The sequence below is a fragment of the Serratia sp. YC16 genome, from assembly GCF_009707615.1.
Classification (GTDB): domain Bacteria; phylum Pseudomonadota; class Gammaproteobacteria; order Enterobacterales; family Enterobacteriaceae; genus Serratia; species Serratia surfactantfaciens.
Genome location: NZ_WLYN01000001.1, coordinates 396,783 through 409,184, shown reverse-complemented (window position 1 = coordinate 409,184; position 12,402 = coordinate 396,783). Strand labels below are relative to the sequence as shown.

The following is a 12,402-nucleotide window of genomic DNA, read 5'->3' as shown; positions in this document are numbered from 1 at the left end:
TTCAAAACAGAAATAGGGACTGACAAAATGATTAAGTCACATCAACACTATTCTTCTCCGGCGCTGAGCGCGACTGAAACTCTCGACGAGACTTCGGTCGCCGGTTATATGAACGCCGATTTTATTACTGTTCCCGCGACGATGACGGTCACTCATGCCCGGGAATATTTACTTTCACAGCTTAAAACGGACGAAATTCCCACCCGGGTATTTATTACCGCGGACGATTATCATCTGCGCGGCACGCTGTCGGTGAAAAAACTGCTGCAGTGTGAAGAACAGGATAAAGCGGTCGGCGTGATGATGGATCACAGCTATTTCCAGGTTTCGCCCGACGATGACCGCAACGACGTTGCGCACCTGTTGGGCAAAGGGGGGCTGGACGTAGTGCCGGTGGTGGTCAACAACACGCTGGTCGGCGTGCTGGGAGAGCGTGAGATCGCCCGGCTGGTCGAAGATGAGAATACCGAGGATGCGCAGCGCCAGGGCGCGAGCCTGCCGCTGGACAAGCCTTACCTGGAGACCAGCCCGTGGGCGCTGTGGCGCAAACGTTCGGTGTGGTTGCTGATGCTGTTTGTTGCCGAGGCCTACACCGGCAACGTGCTGAAGGCGTTTGAAGATCAGCTCGAAGCGGCGATTGCGCTGGCGTTCTTCATCCCGCTGCTGATCGGCACCGGCGGCAACAGCGGCACCCAGATCACTTCGACGCTGGTGCGCGCCATGGCGCTGGGCGAGGTCAGCCTGCGCAATCTGGGCGCGGTGATCCGCAAAGAGGTCACGACCTCGCTGCTGATCGCCGTCACCATCGGCCTGGCGGCCTGGGTGCGTGCCTGGATCATGGGCGTCGGCATGGAGGTGACGCTGGTTGTCAGCCTGTCTCTGGTGGCGATCACCGTGTGGAGCGCCATTGTTTCGTCGATCATTCCGATGTTGCTGAAACGCCTCGGCATCGATCCGGCGGTGGTATCGGCGCCGTTTATCGCCACCTTTATCGACGGCACCGGCCTGATTATTTATTTCAAAATCGCCCAGCACGTTTTGGGTATTTAAACCGCGCCCGCCCGTAAAGGGCGGGAATGTGACAAACCTGAGGAGGACGTTAAACAACCATGGACACCGACCAACCCCGATATTTAACGCAAGGGGATTTTATCGACAACATTTAACCTGAGGACAACAAAATGGGAAACATGACTATTTTTATGGGATTCCTGGCAATGATCAGCTCGCTGGGCCTGTTGGCGGCCTATATGAGCACCAAATGGGATGATTGATGAACGCTAAAGATCCGCCTAGATGCATCCTCCCCGTAACCGCTATTTATTATGGGGAGGATTTAGCGGCGCGCTGAACGCGCAGCCTGATACAGGAGTTGATAATAATGACGATTCTTATTCTGGGATTACTCTACGCCATTTTAATGGTTTCGGTGGGCGTTAATGAGATTTATTTTTATTCCACCGGAAAATCCGAATTCCTCACTAGCCTCATGCTGACATTTTCTGGCAGTATGCTGCTGATCGCCTTTGTCTGGCAATTATCCTCTAAAGTAAAAAAATAAATCACCGTCCGAATGTGAGCAGCATAATGCAAAATGAAAAGCAGGCCGTAGCCAGAAACTCGATGATCGCCAGCGGGTTGCTGGCTACGGGCAAATTCGTCGCCGGTATTTTTACCGGCAGTATTGGCCTGATATCCGAAGGGATCCACTCTTTTACCGATTTTATCGCCACCAGCATTACCTGGCTGGCGGTGCGCATCAGCGATAAACCCGCCGATGACGATCACCACTTCGGCCACGGCAAGGTGGAAAACCTGGCGGCGCTGTTCGAGGTGTTGCTGTTGTTGGCTGCCGCCGGTTGGATCGTCTATGAGGCGGGCAGCAGTCTGCTTGGGCAGCCGCAAGAGATCGTCGCTGCGCCGGTGGTGATCGCCGTGCTGCTGATTTCCATCTGCGTCGATTTCTTCCGGGTGCGGGCGCTCAACCGCGTCGCCAAAGCCACCGACAGTGCGGCGCTGGAAGCGGATGCGCTGCATTTCTTTTCCGACATGCTCTCTTCCGGCGTGGTGCTGCTGGGGATGATCTTTGTTCTGCTGGGGTTTGGCCGTGCAGACGCCATCGCCGCGCTGATCGTCGCCGGTTTTATCTTCATCGCAGCGATTAAATTGGGTAAGCGTTCTTTCGACTCACTGATGGACGCCGCGCCAGCCGGCACTACCGAGGACATCCGCGCTACGCTGGACAGCTTCCCGGCAGTGTTGGCCTGCGACAGCGTACGCATTCGCAACGCCGGCGCGGTGCTGTTCGTCGAGATCACGGTGGCGGTGTGCCGCACCTTGCCGCTGGAGCGCATCAATGCGCTGAAGCAGGCGATTGTCGAACGGTTGCAGGAGCAGTACGCCAAGGCGGAATTCACCGTCATCGCGGTGCCCCAGACCCGTAGCGATGAAGATATGGCTACGCGCATCCGGACGATCGCCGCCAACCACGGCGCACAGGTGCAGAATGTGGCGTTGCAGCAGCTGCCGACGCGCATGGCGATCGGCATGGATTTGGCGGTGCCGGCCAACGCCAGCGTGGCGCAGGCGCATGACATCGCCACGGAGATAGAAGGGATCCTGCGTCAGGCGATCGGCGAAGACACCGAGATAGAGACCCATTTGGAACCGCAGACGCCGCACTGGCTGACCAGTGAGGATGTCGATGCGGCTGAGCTGGCCGATATCCGGCGGATCCTGCAGTCGGCGCTGGAGCAGGGGGAGATGGTGCAAGACGTTCATAACATCCGCGCGCGCAAGACCGACGGCGGCATCATCGTCAACTTCCACTGCCGGGTATCGCCGGCGGTGACCATCGCCGCCGCGCACGATGCGGTCGATCTGATCGAACGGCGGCTGCGCGCGCTTTATCCGGCCATCACGCGCGCGATAGGGCACGTCGAACCGATCAAACCCGGCGTTTGAATCAGCTCGGCCAGCTGCGGATAAAGCACCGGATTGGCCAACAGCAACGGGTTGCCGCGCCGCAGCCCGTTGTTGTTCATGAAGTTGTTCGCCACGCCGCCGGCTTCGCGCGTCAGCACCAGCCCAGGCAGGCTGTCCCAGGCGTTCATGTGCGGTTCGTAATAGCCCAGCAGCCGGCCGGCGGCCACCTGTGCGGTCATCAACGCGCCGGAACCGCTGCGCACAAACATGCCGCCCGCCTGCAGCAAACGGCAGATAAAACCGCTGAATTCCGCTGCCGAGGCGCGCGCTGAAATCCCAACGCCCAACACGCCGTCCGCGACGCTGCGCCCGGCATGCACGCCGATCGGTTCTCCGTTGAGGAAGGCGCCGCCGCCGAGACAAGCGCGAAACATTTCGCGGTGGTTGGGATCGTAGATCACACCGATCGTCGGCTCACCGTCGATTACCACGCCTATCGAGATGCACCAGGTATGTAACCCGTTCAGGAAGCAGGCAGTGCCGTCAATCGGATCGACCACCCAAATACAGGCGGCGTTATCACCGCTGCCGCCGCTCTCTTCACCGAGAAACCCATCGAGGGGAAACCGGCGGTTGATCATGCGGCGAATCAGCGCCTCGACGCGGCGGTCGGCTTCGCTGACCACATCCTGCAGACCCTGTTTAAAGTCAATTGCCAGGCTTTGTCGGCGCTGATAAAAGCTGAAGGCGAGATCGGCGGCAGCGCGGGCGATTTCACGCGCGAAGCGATAGCGCGCTTCGATATCCTGTGGGGAAAGTGCAGTCATGGCAGGCTCGATAGCAAAGAACGAATCGACTTACCCTGTCATAAAAGGATGAAGTTAATGTGTCGCTCAGCCCGGCGGGTAATAAAAACCCAGCTGTGTCATGGCGTCGGCAGAGGAAAGCGGCGCCGTTGTGGCCCCGGTTGGTATCACCGCTCGCCAAAACGCCAGCCCGCGGGGGTTATCTTGGCCGACCGACAGCGACCAGCCACCCGGATGCTGCGCAAACAAGGCGCGAGCGGCCTGTTGCCCAATTCCGGCGCGCCGCCAGGCGGGCCGGATGTAAAACTCGGCCATTTCGACGCTGGCGCTATCCAGGCGCCTGACCAGCGCAAAACCGGCCGTTTGCCGATCGCTCAAGATCAAATAAGGGTAGCGGCCGGCTTCACGCCAGTAGAGCGGCAGATAGGGGTAAGCCTCGTCGGCGCCCAGCTCGCGCAGGCAGTCAAGCAGCATGGCCGCCAACAGCGGCTGCTGCGCGCACGAGGCCGCTTCAAGTGCAAATGACATGTTGCTCTCCTTAAAAACAGGCCGCCGAGGCGGCCTGTCAGGGTCAGCCCAGCTGCAGCCGGGCGGTGAGGTCGGCAATCTCGCGGCGCCAGCGCGCCTGAAGCTCCGGTTTCTGGTGCTTCGGTTTACGCGCCAGGTCAGCCTCCAGCTTGCTTTCGAGGGCAAACAGGGCGGTCAACAGCGCTTCTTCGCCTTCCAGTCGCGCGTCTGGCGCCGGCGCGTTTGCGTTGGCCTCGTCCGCCGTCGGCAGCGCCGGCGTTTCGCCCGCCAGGCGCTGGTACACCGGCGCCAGATCGTGCCACTCCGTCAGTTTTTGCTGGTCGATCAGCCAAAAACGGTTGCAGCTCTGTTCAATCAGCATCCGGTCGTGGGTGACCAGCATGACGGCGCCGGGGAACTGGCGCAGCGTTTCCGCCAGCTCCTCTTTGCCCGCCATATCCAGATGGTTGGTGGGCTCATCCAGCAACAGCAGCGAATGGTTGGCCAACGTCAGGCCGACGAACAGCAACCGCGAACGCTCGCCGCCGCTCAGTGAACGGATCTGCTGAGAGTGGCGCAGGTAAGGGAAACCGGCGCCGATCAGCGCCATTTTTCGCTGTTCCTCGGTCAACGGCGCAAACTGCGCCAGCGCGTCGCTCAACGTGTCCTCATCGCGCAACTGCTGCAGGCTTTGATCGTAATAACCGATGCGCACCCGCGGGTGGAACAGCGCCGGGCGCAGCGTTTGTTGCTGATACTCGCGCCACAGCAGACGCAGCAGCGACGATTTGCCGCAGCCGTTGCGCCCGACGATGGCGATGCGATCGCCGCTTTTCACCCGCTGGTGTTCCAGGCTGAACAGCACCGGCGCATCCGGCGCCGGACGCACCGCCCAGTGAGGCAGCGCCAGCAGGCGATCGGCGTCCAGCGCCTCTCCCCACAGGCGCAGCCGCCACGGGCTGCCGGCGGTCAGGGTAGTCTGTTCTTCCTTCAACCGATCGACGCGCTTCTCCATTTGCTTGGCCTTGCGCGCCAGATCTTCGTTGTCGTAGACCTTGCCCCAGACCGCCAGCCGTTTGGCGCTTTTCTCTACCCGTTCGATCTCCTTTTGCTCGGCCTGGCGACGGTGCTCGTCCGCGGCATCCTGTTCCGCCAACGCAGCGCGCGCAGCGGAGCAGGGTAAGCGGAAGAACTGCAGCGTTTTGTCGCGCAGGATCCAGGTGCAGTTGGTCACCTGGTCGAGCAGATAGCGGTCGTGCGACACCAGCACGAAACTGCCGTTCCAGTTACGCAAGAACTGTTCCAGCCACAGTAACGTGGGCAGATCCAGGTGGTTGCTGGGTTCGTCGAGCAGCAGCAAATCGGGCTGGCGGATCAGCGCGCGGGCCAACAGCAGCCGGGTATGCTGGCCGCCGCTGAGGGTGCCGGCGTTCAACGTCCAGCTCGTTGGTTCAAACCCCATCTCGGCCAGCAGCGCTTCGCAGCGCCAGCGTTCGCTGAGGTGCTGGCTCGCAGGCAACCGGGCCAGAACCGCGTCCAGCAGGGTGCTGGCGTGCAGCTCAGGCGGCAGGTGCTGCTCGATGCGCGCCATCAAGCATTGGTGTGACAATGTCACCGTTCCGCTGTGTGCGGGCAGGGCACCGCTGAGGATTTGCAGCAGGGTACTTTTGCCGCAGCCGTTATCGCCGATCAAACCGATGCGATCGCCTTTTTTCAGGCTGAAGGAAATCTCGCTCAGCAGGGCGCCGAACGCGTTGTCGTAACCGACAGATTGTGCAGACAGTAATGTGCTCATTGCTTACTCAAGAGTTACAGGCATGACAATGCCTATCGTCAAACATCGCTGACGACAACCCGGTAAGCCGGAGGGAAGATCCTGGATTTTAGTAAGCTTCGCTCAAGCTGGGTTATCGCAGCACGATACCGGTAATGCTTGAGCGGCGACGATTACCAAAGAAGTGTGAGTGAAAAACCAATTCACACGTCAGCATAGTAAGTCTCCTTTTATTGGTTGCAGGTTAATCGGTGGCTGGAGTATAGAGCGCTTTGCGCCGCGCCGCCAGTGTAAAAGCGCCCGAATAATCAGCAGGCTAATGACCTCCGGGGCGCATGGCACACAATGGGAATAATTACTGTATTTCGGCCGACATGAAGCAGCTATTATAATTAGCGTTTATGGTTAAGCGACGGTTCATCCGCCGCCTGTTGGTCTGTCTATCAGATAATGATGCTGAGCACTGAATTTATGTTAAAGCCTCGCCCGTTCCTGCTGTTGTTGTTATTGCTGCTGGGTTTGCAGCTCACGCCGCTCGGCGCCGTCGCCGCCACCCAGGATGATCCCGCCGCCGAAAGCGCGCCCGATCCCGCCACGCAGCTGAAAGCCGCGCAAAAGCAGCTCGACAGCATGAAGCAGCTGGTTTCCAAAGCCACTACCGACACCCAGCTCAGCAAGCTGCGGTTGGCGACCGACGATCTGGTCGCCGGCATGGACAAACTGTCTACCGATCTGCAGCCGCTGCAGGAAAAGCTGCAGGCGCAGCTGGACGTTCTGGGGCCGGCACCGGTCGCCGGCGCGCTGCCGGAAACCCCGGCGGTCGCCCAGCAGCGCAATGCGCTGAACAACAGCAAGAAACAGCTCGACGATGCGGTAAAGCGCGCGCAGGCCATCAAGACCAGCGCATTCGACCTGGGGCAACAGATCAGCGATCTGCGCCGGGTAGCGTTTAAAACCCAACTGGCGCTGAATACCGGCAGTATTCTGGGCATCAAGTTCTGGGCGCCGGTGGTGCAGCCGTCAGCGGATGACGTGCAGCGGCTGGATCAGTTCAACACCGAGATGAAAGCGGCCTGGGACGCCAGCTGGCAGGAGGAGTGGCGTTACGGCACGCTGGCGCTGCTGGCGCTGGCGGTGATCGTCTGGTCCTGGGGGCGTTATTTCTCCGAGCGTTTCCTTGCCTGGGTCAGCATTCGCTTCTTGCCTGACGGCCGCCTGCGCCGCAGCTTCATGGCTATCGTCACCGTGGCGGTGACGGTGTTCACCACCTCGATCGCGTTGAACCTGCTGTATTACGTCTTCGTTCGCGTGCAGCCGCTGCCGGTGATGCTTGAAGATTTCGCCGAAGGCTTCAACCGTCTGGGGATCTTCTGCGCGATGATCGCCGGGCTGGGGCGCGCGGCGCTGTCGCTGAATCGTCCGTCGTGGCGTCTGGCTTCCATGGATAACGAGGTGGCCGCCGGGCTGCGCTACTTCTCGCCGCTGCTGGCCGGCCTGGCGCTGGCTTTCGGCACCGTGGAGCTGATCAACAACGTCGTCAGCGCCTCATTGGCCACCACCATCTTCGGCAACGGTCTGGTGGCGGGGCTGATCGGCATGGTGCTGCTGGCGGCGCCGCTGCGCGGCCAGCGCATTCGCCGCCGTCTGGAACAGCAGGGCGCGCACCTGGAAAAACGCACGCTGGTCGGCGGGCTGGTGCATATCGTCACCCTGGTGTGCTCGGTGGTGATCCTGTTTTCACTGCTGATCGGCTACATCGCCTTCGCTCGCTTCCTGACCTACCAGCTGATTTGGGTAGTGTTGGTGCTGATGGCGTTCTACTTCATGGTGTTGTTCGCCACCGACTTTTGCGCCGCGCTGTTTTCGCCGCAGACCGTCAGCGGCAAGATGCTGAAGAAAACGCTCAGCTTCAAGGATCGCCACCTGGAGCAGATGTCGATCATCACCACCGCGCTGGCCAAATGTTCACTGCTGCTGTTGATGATCGTCGCGTTGTTCAACGGTTCGTTCGGCAGCACCACGCCGGGTACGCTGATGGAGAAAATCGTCTCCATCCTGACCGGCGAAGGGTTGCAGCGTTTCAACATCGTGCCCGGCAACCTGCTCAACGCAGTGATCTGCCTGTCGATCGGCATCTACATTCTGCGCGCGGTACGGCGCTGGTTGGGTTCTGAACTGCTGCCGAAGACCATCTCGGACGTCGGCATTCGCGCCTCGCTGGTGACGCTGTTCAGCAATATCGGCTATGTGCTGGTGATTCTGATCACCCTGGCGGCACTGGGCATTCAGTGGAGCAACCTGGCGTGGATCGTCAGCGCCCTGTCGGTCGGTATCGGTTTCGGCTTGCAGGAGATCGTGAAGAACTTTATTTCCGGCCTGATCCTGCTGACCGAACGCCCGGTGAAGGTGGGGGATATGATCGGCATCGGCGGCGTGGAGGGCGACGTGCGTCGCATCAACGTGCGCGCCACCGAGATTCAGCTCAGCGACCGCTCCACCATGATCGTGCCCAACTCGCAGCTGATTTCGCAGAACGTGCGCAACGCCACCATGGGCAATGCGCAAGGGGTGGTGACCATCGCGCTGACGTTCCCGACCTCTATCGATCCGGAACAGGTGCGCAATATCTTGCTCAGCGCCTATAACGAGTATGAAACCATTCTGGAGACGCCGGCGCCTTATGTGCGCTTCAGTCAGTTGGGGCCGGACGGCATTATCCTGAGCGTGACCGGCTACGTGCCGAGCCCGCGCATGGTCGGCGCCACCAAGAGCGAACTGCTGTTCAACATCCTCAAGCTGCTGCGCGCCCAGGAAGTGAGCCTGTCCAGCCCGCAGGAGGTGGTATTCATGAAGCAGCAGGCGACGCGGTATCAGGCGAACGAAGAGGAGCACTCTTCGTAGTTCAACGTTAAGGCGGCGGGCCGTTCAGCGACGGCCCGCCGAACGCGGTTAATACATTGACGGCTCAACCGATTGCGAGCAGTCGCTGTTGGCGCCGGAGTTACTGCAGGTGTAGGGTTCATTCGGCGACGCCGGCGGCGCATTCGACGGGCCACCGCCGCCGCCGATACAACCGCTCAACATCAGCATCAAGAACACCAGCGTTATCTTTTTCATCTCACCGTCCTCCATTGCGATTCCTGATTTAAGTATATGTCGGGAAAGCGAACGGCACCGCTTTACGGTGCGATCTATACTCCTCTGATGCCGTTTCGCCGCACCACGTCGACGAACGAGGGGGAAAAATGCCAACCGACGACGATTTAACGCGTTTTGCCGCGCAAGGCGCGCCGGCATTGCCGCCCGGTGCCCGACAGGGGGATATCGAGCATGACGGCGCGCGTATCTGGTATGCCGCCTATGGCACCGAACCGACGGTGATCCTGTTGCACGGCGGCCTGGGCCACAGCGGCAACTGGGGCTATCAACTGCCGGCGCTGTTGGCTGCCGGCTATAACGTGCTGGTCATCGACAGCCGCGGCCACGGGCGCAGCACGCGCGACGCACGACCGTATCGTTACGATCGGATGGCCGATGACCTGTTGGCGGTGATGACGGCGCTGCGCATCCCGCGTGCCGCGTTGGTGGGATGGAGCGACGGTGCCTGTGTTGCGCTTATCGCTGCCCACCGGGCACCCGAGCGGGTGGCCGGCGTTTTTTTCTTCGGCTGCAATATGGACGCCAGCGGGGTTAAACCGCCGTCGTCCAGCCCGATCGTCGAACGTTGCTTTGCGCGCCATGCGCAAGACTATGCCGCCTTGTCACCGACGCCGGAAGATTTCGCTCCCTTCGTCGCCGCCGTAAGTCTGATGATGAGCAGCCAGCCGAACTATACCGCGCAGGATCTGGCGGCTATTCGCGTGTCGGTGACGGTGGTGCACAGCGAACACGATGAGTTTATCCGCGCCGAACATGCCGTCTACCTGAGCCACAGCATCCCCGGCGCTCGCCTGGTGACGCTGCCGGGCGTCAGCCACTTCGCGCCCCTGCAGCGGCCGGCGCTGTTCAACCGCGCGCTGCTGGATTTTCTCGCTGGTGCCTGTGTTTTCGGTAATAGTGGCAAGTGAAGAGCGATCGCATAGGAAATAAACCATTCTAGCCAATCGATGATTTCCATTTTAATGATATTTTTTCGATTGATTCTGCGGCGTTTGTAACTGTGGTTAAATGTGATAAAAATTAATAAAATATTCAACGAATCAATTAGTGGAATATTAAAGCATTCAATGAGTGCTAGGGGGAACTATTCTTGGTGTCGATGATTATTTACTCCTGAAAATGAACGTTGGATTAATTTCCTATAGCGGTGTGAAAATCCATGTGACAAGCATCATAATTTAATGACATTTAATTTTTTTTGCTGGTCGTACAGGGATAGTATGAAATTCAACCATTTTTGATGGTTGCAAACCTGAACAATTCAAGGAGAGAGTTCATGAAAAAAATTTTAAGTAGCCAACTCGATGCCGTATCTGGTGGGTGGCAGGACCGTGACGGTAGTGGGAAAAGATCGTCTGATAACGGTGGCTATGGTTCTACAAATAGTGGCAACAATAACGGAGGTGATCGTGGGCTTCAATCATTCTTGTCACAAAATAGCCCGTATGGAAGTGGTTCTGGTGCTAACGGCTTCTGGGGAAATGGTAATTCAATGGCTGCAGGAAATGGTTACGGCGGAAATGGTACTGGGCCGAGAGAGAGCAGAGAGTCAGGTACTAAGCGCTAATTAATAGATATAATCTTGGCACAGAAGTAAAATTCTGTGCTTTATAGGTGGCATGATGAATAGGTATATTGTCTTTATAAAAAGTGACAAGACAATAGTTATGACAAAGGAAATGGTCACACAAAAAGTTATTAAGGATATGAAGCAACAGGGATTCAGAAGGCATCATGTTGAAGTAGATGCTGAAAACGAAAGCGATGCGATTATCAAACTAAATAAAAGCAGTAATGATTACTTGGATTCACTGAGGGATTTTTCAGGCAATCTATTATTTTGCTCTGTTTGCATTATTATTATGGCCATAGTCTATCTTTTCAGTTAACTAATAAGATAATCAAATGGTATTATAACTAACTTTGCATGGAGGCCTAAATGATAGCGTTGAAAATGAAGTTGTCAACGATAGATAAATCATTAGTTCCAAATGTCCTGCATTTTTTATGGATTGGTGATTTAAATGAAGTAAAAGCGCATTACATTGAAATATGGCAAAAAACAAACAAAGATAAGGATGTGTTTTTTTGGTGCGACAGCGATTCTTCACTGTGCAAACTTCTCAATACTGCCATAATTGACTTCGTCAACACAAAAAGAGTTAAAGATAAGTTAGAGCTTGAATTGGAAATAAAAAATTCTGCTTTTAATTATATATACCCAAAGATAAAAGAAGGGTTTACATTTGATGACCTGGTTATTGAATTCTTAGACAAGAATAAAATTCCCTATCAGAGGATGGAGAAAAAAATCAAATGTTCATGGTTCGAAAAACGAGGCGTTATAAAAAAGAACATAGCGGATATTTTCTGTGCTGACCTTGATGATTTTATGAAATATTATTATTACGAAATCATATTGAGATGTAATCTTGCTGGTGCAAGCGACATTGTTAGGCTTTTAATTATCTATCAATATGGATGAGTGTATATAGACATTGATACACTCCCATGTACTAATGATATATATTGCAGCCTTAATAAATATATAGAAAAAGAAAGAATCATAGAGAGTGATTCATTTCTTCTGTTTAAAACAAAATTAATTTTAAACAAGATTGGCTTAGATGGTATTTTGACTAAAGATGCGGTTGGTTTCGATGCACAAGAGTTGAGTGTGGATGCTGACAGATTTGAAACAATAAATAGACTCATCAGACAAGATATTTCTAATTTTTCTTTAGATATGATCCCATCATTAGGGAATATGTATGTTTATAAGAATCTGCTCGCTCTGGGCACACTCAAGAGATTAAAGGGCGTCTATTTTAATAACTTCATGTCATCTCATAAAAGATCAAAGGCGATAAAAATAATCCTTATGGTCATGAAGAAAAGATATCGATTCTTAGAAAGAAATGACTGTATATTCAGTTGTTATACCGGTGGTGAAGCAGAGCTTTATCTGAGCAGGCTTCTAACGTGGAGAACTGAATTAATAACAAAAAATTATTGTGTAACTTCGGCTTTGACTGGGCCAGGATTGATTGTAGAGGTTTTATTAGGGCTGGCTTATGATATATTCAAAATTGAAAGTTCAGTAGAACCTTCCTACATCGCGGAATATATGCAGAACCCTGCTCATGGAATTGCATTACTTCAACACAATATAGATACTCCTGATGGAATTTATTCCGCATGGCGGAAATAATAAAATTGCATGGTAAAGTA

The 12,402-nt window shown here is 55.7% G+C and carries 13 protein-coding genes; 9 read left to right on the top strand and 4 right to left on the bottom strand.

What is annotated here, in order from left to right; genetic code table 11:
* The first annotated feature begins 27 nt into the window (after positions 1-27).
* From GKN89_RS01910 to GKN89_RS01895, 4 genes are all read left to right on the top strand, one after another.
* A complete protein-coding gene (locus tag GKN89_RS01910) occupies positions 28-1,050 on the top strand; it encodes a magnesium transporter (protein WP_019455426.1) in 1,023 nt (340 codons plus the stop codon).
* 131 nt (positions 1,051-1,181) lie between these two features.
* On the top strand, positions 1,182-1,274 hold the full coding sequence (gene mgtS / locus GKN89_RS01905) for a protein MgtS (RefSeq protein WP_004938109.1): 93 nt from the start codon (positions 1,182-1,184) through the stop codon (positions 1,272-1,274).
* Positions 1,275-1,381: 107 nt separating this feature from the next.
* Positions 1,382-1,561, top strand: coding sequence for a hypothetical protein (locus tag GKN89_RS01900; RefSeq protein WP_019455425.1), 180 nt, complete (start codon positions 1,382-1,384; stop codon positions 1,559-1,561).
* A gap of 26 nt (positions 1,562-1,587) precedes the next feature.
* On the top strand, positions 1,588-2,964 hold the full coding sequence (locus tag GKN89_RS01895; RefSeq protein WP_154746237.1) for a cation diffusion facilitator family transporter: 1,377 nt from the start codon (positions 1,588-1,590) through the stop codon (positions 2,962-2,964).
* Here GKN89_RS01895 and GKN89_RS01890 read toward each other — a convergent pair.
* The 3 genes from GKN89_RS01890 to GKN89_RS01880 form a co-directional block, all read right to left on the bottom strand.
* Positions 2,907-3,752 (bottom strand): inositol monophosphatase family protein, encoded by an 846-nt coding sequence (locus GKN89_RS01890; protein ID WP_019455423.1) that lies wholly within the window; start codon positions 3,750-3,752, stop codon positions 2,907-2,909. The genes GKN89_RS01895 and GKN89_RS01890 overlap by 58 nt on opposite strands.
* A 66-nt stretch (positions 3,753-3,818) precedes the next feature.
* Positions 3,819-4,259, bottom strand: coding sequence for a GNAT family N-acetyltransferase (locus tag GKN89_RS01885; RefSeq protein ID WP_154746236.1), 441 nt, complete (start codon positions 4,257-4,259; stop codon positions 3,819-3,821).
* 43 nt (positions 4,260-4,302) lie between these two features.
* Positions 4,303-6,033: an ABC-F family ATP-binding cassette domain-containing protein gene (locus tag GKN89_RS01880; protein WP_154746235.1), complete on the bottom strand. Its 1,731-nt coding sequence runs from the start codon at positions 6,031-6,033 to the stop codon at positions 4,303-4,305.
* A gap of 450 nt (positions 6,034-6,483) precedes the next feature.
* Between GKN89_RS01880 and GKN89_RS01875 the strand changes: the two genes are divergently transcribed.
* The gene (locus GKN89_RS01875) at positions 6,484-8,913 is read left to right on the top strand and encodes a DUF3772 domain-containing protein (RefSeq protein WP_195933981.1); all 2,430 of its coding nucleotides are present in this window, start codon (positions 6,484-6,486) and stop codon (positions 8,911-8,913) included.
* A 48-nt stretch (positions 8,914-8,961) separates the two neighbouring features.
* Here the strand turns inward: GKN89_RS01875 and GKN89_RS01870 are convergent, their stop codons facing one another.
* Positions 8,962-9,129, bottom strand: a complete 168-nt coding sequence (locus GKN89_RS01870) for a hypothetical protein (RefSeq protein ID WP_230328910.1) — start codon at positions 9,127-9,129, stop codon at positions 8,962-8,964.
* A gap of 128 nt (positions 9,130-9,257) precedes the next feature.
* On the opposite strand from GKN89_RS01870, the gene GKN89_RS01865 reads away from it, so the two are divergent.
* From GKN89_RS01865 to GKN89_RS24350, 4 genes are all read left to right on the top strand, one after another.
* Positions 9,258-10,079 (top strand): alpha/beta fold hydrolase, encoded by an 822-nt coding sequence (locus GKN89_RS01865; protein WP_154746233.1) that lies wholly within the window; start codon positions 9,258-9,260, stop codon positions 10,077-10,079.
* 368 nt (positions 10,080-10,447) lie between these two features.
* Complete coding sequence (locus tag GKN89_RS01860; protein WP_154746232.1) at positions 10,448-10,738, top strand: hypothetical protein; 291 nt, start codon at positions 10,448-10,450, stop codon at positions 10,736-10,738.
* 372 nt (positions 10,739-11,110) lie between these two features.
* Positions 11,111-11,656 carry a TcdA/TcdB catalytic glycosyltransferase domain-containing protein gene (locus tag GKN89_RS24355; RefSeq protein ID WP_230328909.1) on the top strand — a complete coding sequence of 182 codons (546 nt, stop codon included), beginning with the start codon at positions 11,111-11,113 and terminating at the stop codon, positions 11,654-11,656.
* Complete coding sequence (locus GKN89_RS24350; protein WP_230328908.1) at positions 11,657-12,382, top strand: glycosyl transferase; 726 nt, start codon at positions 11,657-11,659, stop codon at positions 12,380-12,382.
* Positions 12,383-12,402 lie beyond the last annotated feature (20 nt).

Coding starts and splice junctions, on each gene's coding strand:
- GKN89_RS01910 (WP_019455426.1), top strand. CDS start 28: ATGATTAAGTCACATCAACACTATTCTTCTCCGGCGCTGAGCGCGACT.
- mgtS (WP_004938109.1), top strand. CDS start 1,182: ATGGGAAACATGACTATTTTTATGGGATTCCTGGCAATGATCAGCTCG.
- GKN89_RS01900 (WP_019455425.1), top strand. CDS start 1,382: ATGACGATTCTTATTCTGGGATTACTCTACGCCATTTTAATGGTTTCG.
- GKN89_RS01895 (WP_154746237.1), top strand. CDS start 1,588: ATGCAAAATGAAAAGCAGGCCGTAGCCAGAAACTCGATGATCGCCAGC.
- GKN89_RS01890 (WP_019455423.1), bottom strand. CDS start 3,752: ATGACTGCACTTTCCCCACAGGATATCGAAGCGCGCTATCGCTTCGCG.
- GKN89_RS01885 (WP_154746236.1), bottom strand. CDS start 4,259: ATGTCATTTGCACTTGAAGCGGCCTCGTGCGCGCAGCAGCCGCTGTTG.
- GKN89_RS01880 (WP_154746235.1), bottom strand. CDS start 6,033: ATGAGCACATTACTGTCTGCACAATCTGTCGGTTACGACAACGCGTTC.
- GKN89_RS01875 (WP_195933981.1), top strand. CDS start 6,484: ATGTTAAAGCCTCGCCCGTTCCTGCTGTTGTTGTTATTGCTGCTGGGT.
- GKN89_RS01870 (WP_230328910.1), bottom strand. CDS start 9,129: ATGAAAAAGATAACGCTGGTGTTCTTGATGCTGATGTTGAGCGGTTGT.
- GKN89_RS01865 (WP_154746233.1), top strand. CDS start 9,258: ATGCCAACCGACGACGATTTAACGCGTTTTGCCGCGCAAGGCGCGCCG.
- GKN89_RS01860 (WP_154746232.1), top strand. CDS start 10,448: ATGAAAAAAATTTTAAGTAGCCAACTCGATGCCGTATCTGGTGGGTGG.
- GKN89_RS24355 (WP_230328909.1), top strand. CDS start 11,111: ATGATAGCGTTGAAAATGAAGTTGTCAACGATAGATAAATCATTAGTT.